General features: G+C 60.7%; 19 protein-coding genes and 1 pseudogene. 13 read left to right on the top strand and 7 right to left on the bottom strand.

All coding sequences use genetic code 11. The features are described 5' to 3' along the window. Positions 1-2094 (bottom strand): alpha-ketoglutarate dehydrogenase (gene mdeB, locus HV670_RS26920; protein WP_175108039.1); only part of this gene is annotated, 2094 nt, incomplete at its 3' end. A gap of 153 nt (positions 2095-2247) precedes the next feature. On the opposite strand from mdeB, the gene HV670_RS26915 reads away from it, so the two are divergent. After that, positions 2248-2787, top strand: a complete 540-nt coding sequence (locus tag HV670_RS26915) for an Lrp/AsnC family transcriptional regulator (RefSeq protein WP_175108038.1) — start codon at positions 2248-2250, stop codon at positions 2785-2787. Positions 2788-3239: 452 nt separating this feature from the next. Here the strand turns inward: HV670_RS26915 and HV670_RS26910 are convergent, their stop codons facing one another. Further along, on the bottom strand, positions 3240-3710 hold the full coding sequence (locus tag HV670_RS26910; protein WP_175108037.1) for an Lrp/AsnC family transcriptional regulator: 471 nt from the start codon (positions 3708-3710) through the stop codon (positions 3240-3242). Between the two features lie 233 nt (positions 3711-3943). On the opposite strand from HV670_RS26910, the gene HV670_RS26905 reads away from it, so the two are divergent. Together HV670_RS26905 and HV670_RS26900 are read left to right on the top strand one after the other, a co-directional pair. Continuing rightward, entirely contained in the window at positions 3944-4717 is a 774-nt protein-coding gene (locus HV670_RS26905) for a 3-oxoacyl-ACP reductase family protein (protein WP_175108036.1), read from the top strand. Between the two features lie 354 nt (positions 4718-5071). Next, positions 5072-5887: an alpha/beta fold hydrolase gene (locus HV670_RS26900; RefSeq protein ID WP_175108035.1), complete on the top strand. Its 816-nt coding sequence runs from the start codon at positions 5072-5074 to the stop codon at positions 5885-5887. Between the two features lie 86 nt (positions 5888-5973). On the opposite strand, the gene HV670_RS26895 is transcribed toward HV670_RS26900, so the two are convergent. From HV670_RS26895 to HV670_RS26890, 3 genes and pseudogenes are all read right to left on the bottom strand, one after another. Continuing rightward, positions 5974-6111 (bottom strand): DUF3563 family protein, encoded by a 138-nt coding sequence (locus tag HV670_RS26895; protein WP_175108034.1) that lies wholly within the window; start codon positions 6109-6111, stop codon positions 5974-5976. 57 nt (positions 6112-6168) lie between these two features. Further along, positions 6169-6349 (bottom strand): annotated as a pseudogene (locus HV670_RS31380) (IS110 family transposase); the annotation flags it as partial. Positions 6350-6661: 312 nt separating this feature from the next. After that, positions 6662-7024, bottom strand: coding sequence for a winged helix-turn-helix transcriptional regulator (locus tag HV670_RS26890; protein ID WP_281362471.1), 363 nt, complete (start codon positions 7022-7024; stop codon positions 6662-6664). 89 nt (positions 7025-7113) lie between these two features. Here HV670_RS26890 and HV670_RS26885 point away from each other — a divergent pair, with 89 nt between their 5' ends. The 4 genes from HV670_RS26885 (at position 7114) to HV670_RS26870 (ending at position 11400) form a co-directional block, all read left to right on the top strand. Further along, complete coding sequence (locus HV670_RS26885) at positions 7114-7338, top strand: nuclear transport factor 2 family protein (RefSeq protein ID WP_246257993.1); 225 nt, start codon at positions 7114-7116, stop codon at positions 7336-7338. A 103-nt stretch (positions 7339-7441) separates the two neighbouring features. Further along, positions 7442-8221 (top strand): SDR family oxidoreductase, encoded by a 780-nt coding sequence (locus HV670_RS26880; protein WP_175108033.1) that lies wholly within the window; start codon positions 7442-7444, stop codon positions 8219-8221. A gap of 476 nt (positions 8222-8697) precedes the next feature. Further along, positions 8698-9171, top strand: a complete 474-nt coding sequence (locus HV670_RS26875) for a putative quinol monooxygenase (protein ID WP_175108032.1) — start codon at positions 8698-8700, stop codon at positions 9169-9171. 462 nt (positions 9172-9633) lie between these two features. After that, a complete protein-coding gene (locus HV670_RS26870) occupies positions 9634-11400 on the top strand; it encodes an MOSC domain-containing protein (protein ID WP_175108031.1) in 1767 nt (588 codons plus the stop codon). A gap of 97 nt (positions 11401-11497) precedes the next feature. Here the strand turns inward: HV670_RS26870 and HV670_RS26865 are convergent, their stop codons facing one another. Then, complete coding sequence (locus tag HV670_RS26865; RefSeq protein ID WP_175108030.1) at positions 11498-12631, bottom strand: porin; 1134 nt, start codon at positions 12629-12631, stop codon at positions 11498-11500. Positions 12632-13049: 418 nt separating this feature from the next. On the opposite strand from HV670_RS26865, the gene HV670_RS26860 reads away from it, so the two are divergent. Then, positions 13050-13424: a glutaredoxin family protein gene (locus HV670_RS26860; protein WP_175108029.1), complete on the top strand. Its 375-nt coding sequence runs from the start codon at positions 13050-13052 to the stop codon at positions 13422-13424. Between the two features lie 190 nt (positions 13425-13614). Continuing rightward, the gene (locus tag HV670_RS26855) at positions 13615-14130 is read left to right on the top strand and encodes a metal-dependent hydrolase (RefSeq protein WP_175108028.1); all 516 of its coding nucleotides are present in this window, start codon (positions 13615-13617) and stop codon (positions 14128-14130) included. 117 nt (positions 14131-14247) lie between these two features. Here HV670_RS26855 and HV670_RS26850 read toward each other — a convergent pair whose 3' ends face one another. Next, positions 14248-15159 carry a LysR family transcriptional regulator gene (locus tag HV670_RS26850; RefSeq protein ID WP_175108027.1) on the bottom strand — a complete coding sequence of 304 codons (912 nt, stop codon included), beginning with the start codon at positions 15157-15159 and terminating at the stop codon, positions 14248-14250. A gap of 123 nt (positions 15160-15282) precedes the next feature. Between HV670_RS26850 and leuC the strand changes: the two genes are divergently transcribed. The 4 genes from leuC to HV670_RS26830 all read left to right on the top strand — a co-directional run. Further along, positions 15283-16698 carry a 3-isopropylmalate dehydratase large subunit gene (gene leuC, locus HV670_RS26845; protein ID WP_175108026.1) on the top strand — a complete coding sequence of 472 codons (1416 nt, stop codon included), beginning with the start codon at positions 15283-15285 and terminating at the stop codon, positions 16696-16698. Beyond that, a complete protein-coding gene (leuD, locus tag HV670_RS26840) occupies positions 16691-17350 on the top strand; it encodes a 3-isopropylmalate dehydratase small subunit (RefSeq protein ID WP_175108025.1) in 660 nt (219 codons plus the stop codon). Before leuC ends, leuD begins: the two co-directional genes overlap by 8 nt. 97 nt (positions 17351-17447) lie before the next feature. Continuing rightward, positions 17448-18779, top strand: a complete 1332-nt coding sequence (locus tag HV670_RS26835; protein WP_175108024.1) for an MFS transporter — start codon at positions 17448-17450, stop codon at positions 18777-18779. Positions 18780-19012: 233 nt separating this feature from the next. Then, positions 19013-19270: catalase (locus HV670_RS26830; protein ID WP_175108023.1), on the top strand; the 258-nt coding region annotated here is incomplete at its 3' end.

Below are 19270 nucleotides of genomic sequence, written 5' to 3'. Positions count from 1 at the left end.
GAACACGTCGTGCTGACGCTCGATCATCTCGCGCATGCCTTCGTCGACGATCATCGCGACCTCGTATGCGAACGCGGGATCGTACGCGCGGCAGTTCGGCACCGTCGATGCCGACAGATGGCTCGTGCCATCCTGATGTTGCAAGCCCTCGCCGCCGAGCGTTGTCCGGCCCGCCGTCGCGCCGATCAGAAAGCCGCGTGCGCGCTGATCGGCAGCGGCCCAGATCAGGTCGCCGATGCGCTGGAAGCCGAACATCGAGTAGTAAATGTAGAACGGCAGCATCGGGAGATCGTGCACGCTGTACGACGTGGCCGCCGCGATCCACGAGGACACCGCGCCCGCCTCCGAGATGCCCTCTTCGAGGATCTGGCCGCCCCTGTCTTCGCGGTAGTAGAGCATCGAGCCCATGTCTTCCGGCTCGTACAGCTGGCCGAGCGGCGAATAGATGCCAATCTGGCGGAACAGGTTCGCCATGCCGAATGTGCGCGCCTCGTCGGCGACCACGGGCACGATGCGCGGCCCGAGCGACGCGCCCTTCAGCAGATTGCCGAGCATGCGCACGATCGCCGTCGTCGTCGACATTTCCTTGCCGTTCGACTCCAGCGCAAACTGGCCCCAGGAGGACATCGCGGGCACGGTCGGTGTCTGCGATGCGGCGCTCCGCCTTCTGGGCAGATAGCCTCCGAGGGCAGCCCGGCGTGCATGCAGGTAGCGCATTTCCGGGCTGTCTTCCGCTGGCTTGTAGAACTTGAGCTGCTCGACGTCCTCATCGGACAACGGCAGGCGGAAGCGGTCGCGAAACGCCTTCAGTTGCTCGACGTCGAGCTTCTTCTGCTGATGCGTCGTCATGCGCCCCTGGCCGATCGAGCCCATGCCGAAGCCCTTCATCGTCTTCGCGAGAATCACGGTTGGCTGGCCGCTGTGCTTCAGCGCCTTGTCATACGCAGCATGGAGCTTGCGCACGTCGTGGCCGCCGCGCCGCAAGCGGTCGATGTCGTCGTTGCTCAGATGTGCGGCGAACGCGGCAAGCTCGGGGTTCTGGCCGAAGAAGCGCTCGCGGTTGTATGCGCCGTCGTTGGCGGAGAAGGTCTGGAACTGACCGTCGACGGTATGCGCAAACGCGCGCAGCAGAGCGCCCGTCCGATCGCCCGCAAAGAGCGCATCCCAGTCCGAGCCCCACAGCACCTTGATGACGTTCCAGCCCGCGCCCGTGAAATGTGCTTCGAGTTCGTCGATGATGCGTCCGTTGCTCCGCACGGGGCCATCGAGCCGCTGCAGATTGCAGTTGATCACGAACACCAGGTTGTCGAGCCCTTCGCGCGCCGCCAGCGACAACGCGCCGATCGATTCCGGCTCGTCCATCTCGCCGTCGCCGAAAAAGCCCCACACCTTGCGGCCTTCCGTCTTCAGCAATCCACGGTTCTGCAGGTATCGCATGAAGCGCGCCTGGTAGATAGCGTTGATGGGCCCGATGCCCATCGAGCCCGTCGGGAACTGCCAAAAGTCCGGCATCAGCCACGGATGCGGATACGAACACAAGCCCGGTCCCGCGATCTCGCGCCGGTAATGCTCGAGATGCGTCTCGTCCAGGAAGCCTTCGAGAAATGCGCGCGCATAGACGCCCGGCGACGAATGCGGCTGGAAATAGATGAGATCGCCGCCATGCGCAGCGTTCGCGCCGCGAAAGAAATGATTGAAGCCGACTTCGAACAGATCGGCCGCCGATGCGTAGCTCGCAATGTGGCCCCCCAGTTCGCCATAGGCGCGGTTGGCGCGGACCACCATCGCGAGCGCGTTCCAGCGCAATGCGGCGGCGAGCTTCTCTTCGGTGCGGAGGTCGCCCGGATACGGTGGCTGTTGAGAAACAGGAATCGTGTTCGTGTACGGAGTGACGTTCGCGCGGGCCGTCGCGACGCCGTTCGACAGCGCATGTAAGGCGAGCCGGTCGAACAGATATTGCGCACGCTCGAGCCCGACATGCTGGACGACGCCATCGAGCGCGGCGAGCCATTCGGCCGTTTCCTGCGGATCGCTGTCGACGCGCGCTTTCGTGAGGGCAAGAACTGGTTGAGCACCGCTCGATAAATCCGTCATGGCGCGACTCCGGCAGGAAGGGAACGTAAACATGGAAGACGTTCAATCAGCTTACCCATGGAGGCGCAGAATGTGCGTCTCTTTTGCTTGCCTCGGCCCTTTAATATAGTGTATTAATTCTGCAAAATCGGCATCGTAAGGAATGTTTACACTATGACATCCGAAGCCAGGCCCGCCGCGCGGCGACTCGACCGTATCGATATCGCGATTCTCCAGCAGCTTCAGCAGAACGCGCGCATCACGAACGCGAAACTGGCGCGCGCCGTCAACCTGTCGCCGACGCCCTGCTTCAACCGCGTGCGTGCACTCGAAAAACTGGGTCTCTTTCGTCAGCAGGTCACGCTGCTCGACGCCGAAGCGCTCGGCTTGCGTATCAACGTGTTCATTCAGGTGAGCCTCGAAAAACAGGTCGAAGACGCGCTGCGCCGCTTCGAACAGGAAGTCGGCGAGCGGCCCGAGGTGATGGAGTGCTATCTGATGACGGGCGACGCCGACTATCTGCTGCGCGTCGTCGTCCCCGACATGCAGAGCCTGGAGCGCTTCATCGTGCAGTGGCTCACGAAGATTCCGGGCGTCTCGAACATCCGCTCGAGCTTCGCGCTCAAGCAGGTGCGCTACAAGACGGCGTTGCCGCTCCCCGTCGCAGGCCTCACGCTATCTGCGCAAGACGATGCGCCGCGCGAATGGGCCTAGCGAGAATCGGATGGCGAGAAACCCGATTGCGAGAACACCGATCGCCCCTCAGACACCGCATGACAACCTGCGACTGCCTCGTTCCCTACCTGGACAACCGAAACAGCTGACAATGCGGAATTAATATGCGAGTGACGACACGTACCGACAACGGTTTTAGGCATACGAAATAGTTCTGTCACCGGCCGGCGGAGCCAAACTGGGACGAATCGCGACCGGCTCAGTCCGACCCACTCCCGCCCCTCAGCGGAATGTCGCCACGGTCCGCTCCGTCGGGCGAAGCGGACGCTGAGCGTTGGTGCGTCCATCCGGTCGGCGGTATCTTGTCGAATCGAATTGGAGTGGCTCGTCAATTGACGAAAGAGCGATCTGCAACCTGAAGGTACGCAATGCGGCCTGGCACGCTGAGCAGTCTGCTCCATCGATCGGGTACTTCCGGTGCAATTGGATACTTACTCTTCGCTTTCGCGAACCGGTAGCACGGTCTTGTACTGGACGCGCCGCAAGGTGATCGACGTGCTGACGTCGCGGACACCCTCGATGGTCGCAAGCCGCGTCATCACGAAACGTTCGATTCCCGCCATGTCGCTGGCCACCACCCGCACGATGTAATCGAACGCGCCCGTCATCAGATAGCATTCCATCACCTCCTCGCAACCCAGCAGGGCGCGCTCGAAAGCAGCCAGCTTTGCCGCGGATTTTTCAATTGCGACCGATACGTAGGCGGTGACCGGGAATCCCACCCTCTCCTGGTCCAGAAGTGACACATATTTGGTAATGACGCCCGCCTCTTCGAGCAGACGAATGCGCCGGTAGAGCGGCGAAAGCGAAATGCCAAGCGATTCAGCGAGGTCCGCAGCCTTGACATGAGCGTCACGCTGCAGCGCCTGCAAGATCTCAACGTCGATCCGGTCCAATTTCATTGGCTCATCGTCTCAAATAAACGCAAGAACGTGCCTAATGTTGCTACCAGACAAGCAATCCATTGGCTCATTTTGGCACCTTCGATCGACGCAGACTAGCTAGAATTATTCACACGACATGTCGTGTCCTGTCGCTGCAGCGACGCGTTGCCGGGTCCGGTAGTGTGCCGCTCGCACATGCTTCCGGCTACCAATGTACGAGGCAAGCGTGGCCGGTCTGAAACGAGCAGAGAATGCAATTGAAGGGAGCAAACGTGACTTTTTCTAATGGGCAACTGGCTGGCAAAGTGGCGCTCGTGACCGGGGGCTCGCGGGGTATAGGCGCGGCCATCGCAAGGCGGCTCGCAAGCGATGGCGCGGCCGTGTCGATAACCTATTCGAATTCGAGTGCCGACGCGGATCGCGTCATCGAGGACATCGAACACGCTGGGGGACGAGGTGTGGCCATTCGCGCAGATTGTGCCGACGCGGAAGCGGTCAAGGCCGCGGTCGGATCGACCTCGAGACGCTTCGGGGGACTGGATATTCTCGTGAACAACGCCGCGATGTTCCGCCGCGGCCTGATCGACGACTTCCCACTGGAAGATATCGATCGGATGCTGACCATCAACGTCAGGAGTCTGTTTGTCGCCATTCAGGAATCGCTCCGCTTCATGGAAAAAGGCGGGAGGATTATCAATATCGGCAGCATCAGCAGCGACTACATGCCGATTCCGGGCGTGTCCGTCTACGCCGCGACGAAAGGTGCGGTAACCAGCATGACGCGTGCGCTGGCAAGGGATCTTGGCACTCGGGAAATTACGATCAATAACGTCCAGCCCGGACGAATCGATACCGTGATGAACCCGGCCGACGGTCCGATGGCCGACCAGATCCGCGGCTCCATTGCACTGGGCCGGTACGGATCAGGCGACGATATTGCGGGACTTGTCGCCTGGCTGGCAAGCCCCGATGCGGCGTTCATAACGGGCACAAGTCTGAAGGTCGACGGAGGTACAAGTGCTTGACTGATGGCTTCGAGCCCGAAGCAGGCACTCAGTGTCGAGAGCGCATTACGCAGAGGCCGACCGTCGATTCATGCGAGGTGAAACACAAGTAGGAAGGGGACGGTGCTCGAAGGCAGCTACGCAGTACATAGGTCTACCACGACTGCCCGTGCCAACCCGACTTGCGGCGGGGCCTATACGCGGAACTTTCCTCCCATTCCCGCGGTCGCAGCACGGCTTTGCCTCAGCAATGTTGCGCCCCAGGAACATGACGAACCGATGGAATGCTTTGATCGGTTCAAGCGTTGTTACGCAGCACTCATTGCGGCGGAGCGAGCCTGCCGGACCGAACTCAATACCTCTACCTGATCAAACATGCCATTCATCGAAATTGAAGGAAAGCCGCTGCACTATCAGACTCGCGGCACGGGATTCCCGGTACTGCTGGGGCACAGCTACTTGTGGGATTCGTCAATGTGGGCGCCGCAAATCGACGCGTTGTCTCGCCACTATCAGGTCATCGTTCCGGACCTTTGGGGCCACGGGCAGTCCGGGCGGCTCCCAGAGAATACGCATACGCTTGGTGATCTGGCCACACATGCGGGCCGCCTTCTGGATGCCCTGGGTATCGGACAATGCGCGATAGTCGGCTTGTCGGTCGGTGGGATGTGGGGGTCCGAACTCGCGTTGCGCGAACCGGGCCGTGTCAAGTGCCTCGTCCTGATGGATACCGACAGGAGCGCCGAACCTGATGTGACGCTCAAGCAATATTCCCAGATGTTCAACGCGATCGAATCCCTTGGCAGCATTCCCGCTCCGATGATCGACGTCATCGTGCCTTTGTTTTTCCGCCGGGGTGCAACGCTGGACGGTGAAGTGCACGCAAGATTTCGAAAGGCGCTGGCAGCGTTCTCTGCGGACCAGTTGCGACAGTCGGTTGTCCCGCTGGGCCGGTTAATTTTCGGGCGGCCCGACGCGCTTGCCAGTCTTGCCGGCCTTGATGCCGCCAGCACACTGATCATGTGCGGCGAACTCGACATTCCGCGGCCGCCAACCGAAATGGCACGAATGGCTGCGGTGATTGGCTGCCGGCAAATGCTAATACCCGACGCGGGCCACATCTCAAACCTTGAAAATCAGTCCTTCGTCACTGACACATTACTTGCGTGGCTTGACCAGCATGTGGCGTAGGCTGAATCCTACCTTCGACGCGCTCGCGTGACTCGCACAACAGCCGGCCACCAGTGCCCCTCCCTGGACAAGGATCAGGGGCTCGACTAGCCGTTGATCTCGATCGAGCGCATGCGGCGTTCAAGTTCGCAAATATCGACTGTCGACGCGAGGTCGGCGTCACGGCGGCTATGTTCAGCGCGTTCAAGCAACTTACCCAATTTTTCACTAAGGTATGCAAACATGATGTAGTCCTCCGATAACTCGGTTTGATGCGTAGTGGGCGGCTACCCCCAACGGGCGCCCTTGGAAGCCAGTTGCCGGTACAGCGCATAGCCGCACGGTCCGGCTTCATCGACAAACACTAGCTGGGATGCCTTTGACTGCATCCGCTTGCACAGTCGGTCAATGTCGCTTGCACGTGTGTCAATCCTGCCCAAGCGTTCCCAATTCGCCAGAGCCCACCGCATCGGCCACCACGATATGTCTTCAACCTTGCCGCTCCTTTGTCTGCGCTACGGATGTTAAACATTGTAGGAGTCCTGGTCTTTTAAAGCGTGTCAAAATGAACCGCGACATGGGACGACCACGGATAGCGTATCGGTCTTTATCTTGTCGGCCATCACGGAAAGTGGCGGATCGCTGACGTGGTCCGATCATACCGAGACCCGACGGCGTGACTCCGAAAACGTTGGGAGAGCACCCCAAACCGATGCAGACGCATCCGTTGACTTGCAGCAGACACCTCGTCGACGACCCACAGAATTCGAATTCAGGAAAACAGGTCAGTCAGCCTTAGGCACGCACGCTCGACGCAGCCGATGGAAAGTCTTCACGGCGCTCCGCCCATTTCAGGATCGCATCCAGTGCCGGGCACAGGGCCTGCCCCCAATCGGTCAGGCGGTAGTCCACCTTCGGCGGCACCTGGTGATAGACCGTGCGCGTCACAATGCCGTCCTCTTCGAGGCGGCGTAGCTGCTGGGCAAGCATCTTTTGCGTGATGCCGGGAATTAGCCTCTCGAGGTCCGAAAAGCGTCGTACCTGACCACCGAAAAGGTGAAACAGGATGACCAGCTTCCAACGTCCTTCCAGCAGCTTGAATGCGGCTTCGACGTCGATCGCGGCGGTCGTGGCAGTGTAGGCTTTTCGGTTGGGCACGGCTTACTTACTTTTTAGTGCGTTCTTGCGATGTGGTAACTATAGCGCCATCATTGGGACATGCAAACGTGACGTTCAGGAAAAGTCCGATGAACATGACCCTGCCGCCGCCTCTGGATGCCTATCTGAAGGCGGAAACCACCAGCGACACCGGTCCTCTGGCGAACTGCTTCGCTGCCGATGCCGTCGTGCGCGACGAGGGCCGCACTATCGAGGGGCTTGAAGCCATCCAGGCCTGGAAGAAAGACTCCAAAGCCAGGTACCAGTACAACGTCGAGCCGTTGGACGTGTCCCAGGATGTGGCGCCGCCGTGACCCTGCGCGCCAGGCTCAGCGGCACCTTCGCCGGTAGCCCGGTCGAGCTGACCTACACGTTCATCCTGGCCGGCGGCAAGATCGCGTCTCTGGAGATTCGCTGATGAGCGCCGCACTCGAACTTCAAGGGCTTCGAGCGCTCGTCACAGGCGGGACCAAAGGCGTCGGTAAAGCCGTTGTCGCACACCTTTGTGAGGCGGGCGCGAATGTCCTCGCGACGGCACGTTCGCGTTCCGATGACCTTGCAGAAGAAAGGTTCATCGGTGCGGACATCACGACCGCAGAGGGCTGCAAAACCATTGTCGACGCCGTGCTCGACCGGCTCGGCGGCGTCGATATAGTCGTGCACGTGGCGGGTGGCTCATCTGCGCCGGCGGGTGGCTTCAGGGTGCTCGACGACGACGAATGGAACAAGGCATTGAGCCTGAACCTGTTCCCGGCAGTACGGATCGATCGCGCGCTGTTGCCCTCGATGGTCGAGCAGCGCTCGGGCGTCATCATCCACGTCACGTCGATCCAGCGGCAATTACCGTTGCCGGAAGCCACGATTGCCTATGCCGCCGCCAAGGCTGCCCTGTCGAACTACAGTAAAGCCTTGTCCAGGGAAGTCAGTCCGAAAGGGGTTCGGGTCGTGCGTGTCTCCCCGGGCTGGGTCGAGACGGATGCCGCCGCGAGTCTCGTTGCTGAGATCGCCCGGCAGAACGGCATCGACATGGAAGGCGCCCGCAAGATCATCATGGATTCGCTCGGGGGCATTCCTCTCGGCCGGCCATGCTCTCCCCACGAAGTGGCAGAACTCATCGGTTTCCTCGTCTCCGCGCGGGCCAGCGCCATCACCGGCACTGAGTACGTCATCGACGGCGGAACTGTTCCGACTGCGTAATCTGAGCCGCTTGTCGGTGGACGTCGATGCTTCGGCGTACGCGAAGCGCGTTTCTCAGGTAGCTGTTCGCGGTTCCCGTTCAGGCGCCGGCCTTCACGTGGTGTGCCCGCCCAATGGACCTCTGCTTTTCTGCAGCCCGGCCACCTGTGGTGGGCCGGGCATTATTCACGGGCCTCATCCCTTCGTCCGCAATTCGCGATGCCCTGGAATGGCGGATGGCAAGCTCAGAGCGCGATCAGCGACCGTCTCATGTCGAACCGCGAGCGGACCGGCGAAAGCTTCCTCTGAATGGCTCTAACTGGCCGATAGCGGTCCACCGGCAAACCGAAGCGATAGGGCTGTATCAATAGGACTGAGCTAAGCAACCGGACGAATAAATATGTATTCATGGCTACGTCACCAGTCCGCTACATGAGCTTTGTTATCCTGACGTCGAACCCAACCTACGCTACTCGAAACGAGAAAGGATCATTGGCATGACGTATCACAATGAGGAGCCCGAACATGCGGAATCTCCCAACAATGCAGGCACAAGGTCGCCTTCAACCCGCCGCACCGTCCTGACCCGCGCGCTGGCGGTGGCGGCAGGCCTGTCGCTGCTGTCCGGTCTCATGCCCCTGACGGCAGAGGCCGCCCCCCATAAAGGATCCGGACCTGCCATTGTCAATGTCGTGACGTTTGAGGTGCCACCCGCTGGCATGGCCAGCTTCCTCAGAATCAGCAAGGTAAATAGCCGAGCCTCGCGCAAGGAAGAACCGGGCTGTATAGGTTTCGATGTGCTGCGGCCCGAAGACGAGCCCAATAGTGTGATGCTGATCGAGACATACAGGAATGAGGCCGCCTACAAGGCCCATCGGGTGACACCGCATTTCCTGGCATTCGTGAAGGGCGCGCAGGAGATAGGAGCAACGCGGACTGCTCATGTTACCAAACGGTACTATCCGGACTGAAAGCACTGAGGGCGTCTTCGTTTGCGCGTCTCGACCCCGCGCTCGCGATGCGGCTCGACGCCCTCAATGTGCAGCACCGACGGCTGTACATGCGCCGCACGAAAAGAAGAAAATAGAGTTCTTACCTCTAAGGTATCGTCTGCCCGTTTTCGGTGCGTCGCACACCCAATGCCCCATTCAGCACCACGCTGGACTCGTCTGCATCCAACTCGGGTGAAATCGTTGACGGCGGGACTCCCCCCGTTGTCGCCCAAATAGACAGTCGACAGAACACTTCCTGCCAACTTGAAGACAAATACGGACAAGCCGCTTTCGCTGGCGTGGAACTCGCTCATACTCCTGCCGTCCTGCTGTTTCAGTCCTTCAATCAGGGATGACCAGCACGGCAAACGAGAAAACCTACGCGGGGACGCCTGATGTTGTGAGCTCGATCCCTGCTCTTCTGCAAAGGCGTCAACTCGCGTGGACAACCGGTCATGGCTCAAAGGCAACACCGTGGGCCTCGATCAGATTGTCAGAGTGAACCGATGGAGAAAAATAGCCATGACCACGACTGAGAGCGAAGTGATTCAACAAACGATCTTGCGAGAAGTGCGCGTCGGGAAAGTCGCCAGACTTGGCAAAAGCGACATCATGTCCGGCATTGAGAAGTCCGTCTGCGCCGGGCCGGCATTGATAGCGCAAAGCCTGATAGCGGGTGACGAATACGGCTCGCCTCATCTGCACGGGGGCGCAGAACAGGTTATCCTCCAATACCCCGAGGAGCACTATGCCGCGTGGCAGGAAGAGTTTCCGGAGAGCGCCGAGCGACTGCGAGCAGGAGGGTTTGGCGAGAACTTCGTGGCGTCCGGATTCAACGAGTCCAACATATGCATCGGGGACGTCGTCGAGGTAGGCGAAGCCCGCCTTCAGGTATCCATGCCTCGGCAGCCATGCTTTCGCTTGAACCACCGGTTTGAGCAGCCGTCCATGGCTCGCCGTGTCCAGCAGACAGGCAGAACCGGCTGGTACTACCGGGTGCTCAAGCCGGGTGCCGTCAGTTCTGGCGTCACACTTCGCATAGTCGAGCGTCGACACCCGGAGTGGACGATATCAAAGGTCCAACACTTCCTGTATGTCGACACCGAAAATGTCGAGGCAATGACCACGCTCGCGGACCTCGAGCTCATGGCACCGCTCATCAGGAACCTGTTCCGAAAGAGATTGCAATCCCGCCAGATCGAAGACTGGAGTTCAAGACTGGTTGAAAGGTCGCCTGGTGCCGATGCTGCCCCGGCCGCGACATCAGACGGGAAGGCGTGGTTGTCTTTGCGTGTAAGGAGCATGACCGAGGAGTCTCCTGATGTTCGTTCATTCGTCCTTGTCGCGGAAGAGGGTGGTGAGTTGCCCTCATCGGAGCCGGGCGCGCACATCAAACTTAAACTGCCCAACGGGCTCGAGCGACACTATTCGCTCTGCGAGAACTCGCGGGGACGTTCGTACAAAATCGCCGTAGGGCTCGAGCAGGACGGTCGCGGAGGCTCAAGGTGGATTCACGAATCACTCCGCCTTGGCGCCACGGTGTTGGCCTCTGCACCATCAAATAGCTTTCCGGTGGCGCCCGATGCGCAACTGCACGTCATGTTCGCAGGCGGAATCGGCATCACGCCGTTCCTTTCAATGATCCAGCATTTTCGAGAAACCGGTGCGCGTTTCAAGCTTTTCTATCTCGCGCGTTCGGAACAAGCCACTCCGTTCCTGGATGAGCTCGGAAACCTGCGCGCGAATGAAGTGCGATTCCACTTCACCGACGGTGACTCGACAAGGAGATTCGACGTAGGTGCCATCATCGAAGCACTCGATGAGACGGCACATGTCTATTGCTGCGGCTCCGCCTCGCTGATGGATGCGGTACGCAATGCTCCAACGAAGCTCCCTGCCTCACACTATCATTTCGAAGCCTTCGCACCGGTAGCCACGGATCTCGCGCGACCTTTCACCGTACGCCTTGCGTCGTCAGGAAAATCCTTTGCGGTCTCCGCACGGCAAAGCATCCTCGAGGTTCTCCGCGCCAACGCGGTCAATGTTCCGTCCTCGTGCGAGTCGGGTAGCTGTGGGACCTGTGTTGTGGACTATAGCCAGGGGACAGTCGAGCACAATGATTTCTGCCTCAGTGCGGGTGCCCGGAAATCCCGCTTGGCGATTTGTGTCTCTCGCGCAGCCACTGACTCGATTACTTTGGAGCTTTAGTCAGCATCCGGGGAATACGTCGGCACTTCGATCCCGGGTGGCCGGGCGAGGTGCCGACGTCGCGACGAACGTCTAAGCTTCTTAGACGCTGCGCCCGTTAGAAGCGCGTCCGAATACCCACCGTCGTCGCAACCTGATTGCCTGTCGAAGCCTGCGCCAAGCCATTGATATACGCACCCGCGAACGCCGTGCCGACAGCCCCGTAGGCGTGTTGGTAGACACCCTCGAGATAGACATCAGTGCGCTTGCTGAACGAGTAGTCTGCCATCAGCGTCACTTGATGCCACTTCGGGTCCGCCGAACCGGTGGCGCTGCTGACGGCACCTTCAGTGAAGGTATACGCGCCCGCGAGCGAGAGCGCAGAGGTCAGCGAATAGTGCACGTTGGCTTCGTAGTTATCGAAGTGCAGGGTGTTGAACGACTCCATGATCACGGAGTTCGCACCGGGCACCGTGTTGTCGAACAAGGAATGCGTCCACAGCAGGCCGACAACCGCCGGTCCGATTGTGTAGTTGCCGCCCACACCCATCACGCGCTGCCGCGCGGAGGGGAAGTTGACGAAGTCGCCGTTCGACACTGCACCGGTAGCGGTAAGCGCACCGTTATTCAGTTGGAGGTAAGCAGCCGCCAGGTTGATCGGACCGTTGTTGTACGTCACACCGAAGCTATAGGCGCGATTGTCCGCAAAGCCGCCAGCCGCATTGCTGAGGCCGTACAGCGCCTCGGCCTGCAGCCCCTGGTACGACGGGCTCACGTACTTGACCGAGTTGTTGATATAGAACGAGTCGTCTACGTTGTCGTTGTCGAACGGATGCGCGGCCAGGTTGTTGCCGTCCCCGTTGTTTGCCAGTGCGATCGGTCCGAGATCATCGACCACGGCGTCGTACTGCCGGCCGAGCGTCAGCGTTCCATAGTTGTCGCTCTGCAGACCGACATAAGACTGACGGCCGAACATCGTGCCCGAGTAAGTGGTCTTGCCGTTTTGGAGATTGAATCCGTTCTCGAGACGGAAGATCGCATGCAGACCACCGCCGAGATCTTCATTGCCCCTCACACCCCATACTTCGTTCGACAGCATGCTGCTTTGTTCCTGCACCGCGCTCTTGCCGCCTTGGTTATTCGTATAAACGATACCGGCATCGATCAGTCCATAAAGGGTGACGCTGCTTTGGGCATGAGCCGCCCCAGCAAAGACGGACAGAGCTGCTGCGCTGATAATAATTTTTTTCACTTACTTATACTCCAGGAAATGCCCCAACAATGAGTCAGGATATGCAAGCATGATCTCGGATAAAAAATCCGGATAACGCTCCGTTCGATCAACAAGCGTGTTCAACGAAAGCTCCCCTTGAATGGAGGCCGATTCGGGCACCCGCAACTTGAGGATTTTATGGAGACAGCCCTCGCGATTCATCAATAGAGTTGCCCCTTTATCGTAAAAATCTTGTAAACGATGACCCGGGGAGCCGATATACGAGTCGCTCGTCCTGCTCAATGCGTTTATGTCTGCGGCAATCGACGAATCGAGCCGATTCAGCTTCCGGCAGTCCAATCGTGACAGGGTCTTCGTGAAACCTAGGATGATTGGGTACTAGCGGCCGGAAGCGGTAGACTCGCCGGCTTCCATTCCCCGTTCAAAGGTAGTCTCCATGTTGATGAAAGCCCTGCGTGTCGGTCTCGGCCAGTTGATCCTGCTCGGTGACGCCGTCAGTCGCCCACGCCCCCAACGCCGTTCGGCGCAAGCTCAGGTAGAAGTGGCAAAAAAAGCGGCGGGACTGTCGTTGTATCAGTTCCATGCGTGCCCTTTCTGCGTCAAGACGCGACGCGCCCTGCGTCGTCTGAATGTGCCGATGACTCTGCACGACGCCAAAAACGACCCCGTTGCACGGGATCGTCTGCTGGCCGACGGCGGCAAGATTCAGGTCCCTTGTCTTCATATTCAGGAAGAGGGCCAGTCGCGCTGGTTGTACGAATCCAAGGCCATCATCGCCTATCTGGAGCAACGCTTCGCCGGGGCCGTCTGATGCGGCGCGCGGAGCTGGGCTCATAAAAGCTCTCGGGCTCGATACTCGGGATCGAGCTTAGTTGTCCGTGGCTCTGATCTCCAAGCCAGGTCGAGTTGTAGAGAGTGAAAAAAGACAGGGAAAGCACCTGTCATTTTGCGCGTGCATCTGCGAACATAGCCGCCCCGTACTTTCACATAGCATCGTCAGGATGGCATCAAGCAAAGCACATCACGCGACCGGCTGGGCGGCCGGTGTCATCGCGGCGAGCATCGTCGCGCGCAGCGGTGCGGCCGGGCCATTCGACGTGGGGGTGTTTCTAAGTTTCATGGCAGCCGTCGCGGGCGGCACCGCGCCGGACTGGATGGAAGTCGCGTGGTGGTCGCGCAAGCGCCGTCTGTGGATCACGCATCGCACGGTTACCCATTGGGGCATCGGCTGGATCGCGCTGCTGCTGTTCTCGTACCGATGGCTCGGACATGATTGGCTCGCGGCGGCTGCATTCGGTTTCGCATGTGGTGGCCTGATCCATCTGCTCGCCGATTGGCCCAACCCGCTCGGCGTTCCCTGGGTCGCCGCGCGTCATTCGCTCAATTGGTGGAAGAGCGGACACTGTGATTTGCTGGTCGTCGGAGCGTCATGGGTGGCGGCGTGGTTCATTGCCGACCAAGTATGGCTGCATGGCGTCCATCGCCTCGCGCTGCTAGCGTACTGGCGCCCCCTATAAGCAGCTATAGCCACCTATCGCATCACGCGACGATGGCGTTCGAGATTTCACTCGGGCCGGGAAGTGGCCCGCCTTGAACGACAGGTGCCGTCTCGTTTGATCTTCTCTCGACGCCACTCACCCACCTGACGTCCACGCTCGCCCGTCGTCCAGGAACTGCTCCAGGAAATCGACGAAAGCCGTCACCTTCGCGGACAAGTTCAGACGCTGAGGATAGACCGCGCAGATGTCCGCTGGCGGCAGCACCCAGTCCGGCAGCAATCGCTTCAGACGCCCCGATTCCAGGTACGGATTCGCGTCCCATTCGGAGCGCATCAAGATGCCCTGACCGTCGAGGCCCCACACGAGCGTTGCCTCGCCATCGTTGCTGCTCAACACGCTGTGCACCTTGACGGTCTCATGGCGTTTCCCCTTGCTGAAATGCCAGGTCCCATACGCCGTCTCGTTTTCGCGCAACACGATGCAGCTGTGCTGTTGCAGTTCGCGAGGCGTCGCGGGTTCGCCACGCTGCCGCAGATAGATCGGCGACGCACACACGAGCCGCCGGTTAGGCGCGATGCGGCGTGCGATCAGGTTCGAATCGGGAATGGCACCAAAGCGGATGCAGACGTCGTAGGAGGCCTCGAGGAGATTCAGTGGCCGGTCGGTCAGCTCGAGCTGCACGTCCACGTCCGGATACTGTCGATGGAAGGCGGCGATCGCTTGCGCCACGTGGCGCCGTCCGAAGCCGAACGTCGCGTTCACACGCAACAGCCCTCTCGGCGTCGCGCGGCTGCTCGAGATGGTGCGATCGAGCTCCTGCAATTGTGACAGCAGTCCCGAACCGGTCGAGAGGTATTGCTCGCCTTCGTGCGTCATGCTGAGCCGGCGCGTCGTGCGGTTCAGCAGCCTCACGCCGAGGCGCCGTTCCAACTGCGCGAGCCGCGCACTGACCGCTGGCGGTGTCACGCCCATCTCTCGCGCGAGCGCGGAAAGGCTGCCGTGCCGTACCAGTGCGACAAAGAATTCCAGATCCGAGACGGCGCTCATTGATAACTTCAAATTAAGAATAGGTTAAATGCATCTGAATTATATAGATCAGCTTGCTGATTAAACTTCGGTCACCTGGATTCCAATCCGTCGGGACTTTTGTTTGAACTGCATGAGGATCGAATGTCGCATACCTTGTATCAGCGCCTCGTGGCGTCGCACACTGTCAGTCGGATCGACGACCAGCACGTGCAGCTCTATGTCGATCTGCACATCATGAACGAGTACACCAGCCCGCAGGCATTTGCCGGGCTGCGTGAGAAAGGGTTGCGCGTACGTCGTCCGCACCAGCAGATGGGCATCGTCGATCACGTGATCCCGACGCGCGCCGTGCCGGTCGCTGCGCGCACGATCGATATCGTCGATGCGGCGAAACAGGCCGCGAACTTCACGCACAACTGCACCGAGCAAGGCATCCACCTGTTCGATGTCAACGACCCGGTGCAGGGGATCGAGCACGTGGTCGCACCCGAGCTTGGGCTGATTCGTCCCGGCATGGTTGTCCTGTGCGGCGACAGCCACACGACCACCTATGGCGCACTCGGCGCGCTCGGCTTCGGGATCGGCACGTCGGAGGTCGAGCACGTGCTGGCGACGCAGACTCTCGTCTATCGCGTCGCACGCGACATGCGAATCACCGTGGACGGTTTGCTGCAACCCGGCACCACGTCCAAGGATCTCGTGCTGCACATCATCGCGCAGATCGGCGCCCAGGGGGCGCGTGGCTTCGCGGTCGAATACACCGGCTCGGCGATCGCGGCGCTGTCCGCCGAGGCCCGCATGACCTTGTGCAATATGACGGTCGAAGCCGGCGCGCGCGCCGCGCTGATCGTGCCTGATCGTACGACGCTCGACTACGTGCGCGCGAAAGTCCGCGATCTCGACACCGCGACCCTCGATGCGGCCTGCGCCGCCTGGAGCGAGTTGCGCTCGGACACCGACGCGCATTTCGACGCCGAGCATCGCTTCGACGCGAGCGCGATTGCGCCGTATGTCACATGGGGGACGAGCCCGGACCAGGCCGTACCGGTCGATGGCCGCATTCCCGATAGCGCGAGCGGTGCCGGCCTCGACGCCGCGACGATGCGCAAGGCGCTTGATTACATTGCACTGTCGGCCGGTGCACCCATCGAAGGCACGCCGATCGATCGCGTGTTCATCGGCTCGTGCACCAACGCGCGGATCGAGGATCTGCGCGCGGCGGCAGATGTCGTGCGCGGGCGCAAGGTTGCCGCGAGCGTGCGCGCGATGGTCGTGCCGGGTTCCGGCCTTGTGCGGGACCAGGCCGAGCGTGAAGGCGTCGCGCAAGTGCTGATCGACGCCGGCTTCGAATGGCGCCAGCCCGGCTGCTCGATGTGCCTCGCGATGAACGACGATGTGCTCAAGCCAGGCGAGCGCTGCGCGTCGACGACCAATCGCAACTTCGAGGGCCGCCAGGGGCGCGGCAGCCAAACCCATCTGATGAGCCCTGCGATGGCGGCCGCAGCGGCCATCGCAGGACGTATCGTCGACGTACGCAAGGAGTTCCATCATGTCTGAACTGCAAGTGATTGCCGGGATCGCGGCGCCACTGCCGATCAACAACCTCGACACGGACCAGATCATGCCGAAGCAATTCCTGCTCGGCATCGACAAATCGGGCCTCGCCCGTGGCGTGCTGTATGACCTGCGTTTCGACACCGACGGCCGCCCGCGCGAGCGCTTCGTGTTGAACCGCCCCGAGTACCGCGGCGCGCGGATTCTGCTCGCAGGCTCGAACTTCGGCTGCGGCTCGAGCCGCGAACACGCGGTGTGGGGCTTGCAACAGACCGGCATCGACGCCGTCATTGCGCCGAGCTATGGCGAGATCTTCTACTTCAATGCCTTGAACAATCGGCTGTTGCTGGTCAGCTTGCCGCCGGCCGACATCGAGGCGCTGGTCGCCGAGGTCGAGGCGGCAAGCGACAAGCAGATCACGATCGACGTGGTCGGCGAGCGGGTCGTGAGCCCGAGCGGCCGGCGCTATGCATTCTCGATTCCGCCGCGGCAAAAGCAGATGTTGCTCGAAGGGCTCGACATGATCGGCATGACGCTGCGCCAGGCCGATGCGATCGACGCGTTCGAAGCGCGCCACTGGCAGGCGCAGCCATGGGCTCGCATCGATCTGCCGGCGCAGCAGGCGAAACAGGCAGAGCAATCCGCCGCGTCGTAAGCGGGCGTCTGGCTCACCCGGCTCGCCGCATGGTCGCGGCGAGCCGTTGATTTCAAACAGATCGTTCGCGCGCCGCGCGAAACGGCAGGAGACTTAGATGACATCGGCACCTCCATCCCCCGCGGCAAAGGAACTCGCCGCACTCGAAGCAGGCACGATCCGCAAAATCTCGCGGCGAATCGCACCGTTCATTATCGTGCTGTATTTCCTGAGCTTCCTGAACCGCGTGAACGTCGGGTTCGCGGCGCTGACGATGAACCACGACCTCGGACTGACGCAAGCGATGTTCGGAATCGGCGCCGGGATCTTTTTCGTCGGCTACATCGTGTTCGGTATGCCGTCGAATCTTGCACTGCAGCGCGTCGGCGCGCGCCGCTGGATTGCGCTGCTGATGGTTGTGTGGGGCGTGCTGTCGGCGGCGACCGCATTCGTCACCGGTCCGTACAGCTTCTATGCGCTGCGCTTCGCACTCGGCCTCGCGGAAGCTGGCTTCTTTCCCGGCATCATCCTCTACCTCAGCTACTGGTTCCCGGCCCGGCACCGCGCCTTCGTCACAGCGATGTTCATGACCGCCGCACCGCTGTCGAACATGATTGGCTCGCCAATTTCCGGCGCATTGCTCGGGATCGATGGCCTCGCCCACCTGCACGGCTGGCAGTGGCTGTTCATCGTCGAAGGGGCCCCGACCGTGCTGCTCGGCATCGTGTCGTGGTTCTTCCTGACCGACAAGCCGGAAGACGCGAACTGGCTGAGTGCGCCGCAGCGCAACTGGCTCACTGAGGAGATGAAGCGCGAGCGCGCAGCGAAGGGCATACAAAAAGCGTCAAGCGTATGGGCCGCCGTGAAGGACCCGCGCGTGCTGCTGCTGGCGTGCGTCTATGCCGGCACATCGACAGGGCTGTACGCGATCGGTATCTGGGCGCCGATGATCATCCACCATTTCGGCTTCGGATATTTCGAACTGGGCCTTGTCAACGCGATTCCGAATCTCGTCGCGGTGGTCGGCATGGTGCTGTGGGCGCGCAATTCGGATCGCACCAACGAGCGTCGCTTGCACGTCGCGATTGCCTGTCTCGCCGCCGGTGTCGGGATGCTGCTGGCAGGCCATGCGAGCAGCGCAGTGATCCTGATCGTCGGACTGTCGGTGGCGAACTTCGGCATCAATGCGGCGAAGCCGCCTCTGTGGAGCATGCCGACGCAGTTCCTGACAGGCTCCGCCGCAGCGGCGGGCATTGCGCTGATTAATGCAATGGGCAGCCTGATCGGCGGCACGATCGGCCCGATGGTGATCGGCAAGCTGCGCGATATGAGCGGAGATTTCTCGCTGGGCCTGTACTTCGTCAGTGCGACCCTGCTCGTGTCCGCGGTGATCTCGTATTCGTTTGGACTGCGCCGGAGCGTGGTGCGGCCCAGGCCGAATATGCCGTGAATGGCCCTATCGAGGAACGCGGGGGGCACGTCGCTGCAGACATTTTAACGACGCTCTACAATCACCGGCGTAGCCTGCCGGAAGATGCGGTCAAGCCGTCTGACGCCCGCGTCGCCGATGCGGCCGCGTGTAAATGGTTCGCGCGGCGCGTCACCCGCTACATGAGTTGGTCGATATCCACAGAAAGACCAGGTCCGGCATAGCCGGTCCTGTATACGGTCCCCAGAAGAGGTATGTCCATGAAGAAGCTCACCACTGCATTTGGCGCCCCCGTCGTTGACAATCAAAACGTTCAGACTGCGGGTCCGCGCGGTCCGATGCTGTTGCAGGACGTTTGGTTTCTCGAGAAGCTGGCGAACTTCGACCGCGAAGTGATTCCGGAGCGCCGCATGCACGCCAAGGGCTCGGGCGCGTTCGGCACATTCACCGTCACGCACGACATCACGAAGTACACACGCGCCAAGATTTTTTCGCAGATCGGCAAGCAAACG

It is taken from the genome of Pararobbsia alpina, assembly GCF_902859895.1.
Lineage (GTDB): Bacteria > Pseudomonadota > Gammaproteobacteria > Burkholderiales > Burkholderiaceae > Pararobbsia > Pararobbsia alpina.
Note: the sequence above shows the minus strand (reverse complement) of the source record. Positions and strands in the feature narration are given on the sequence as shown.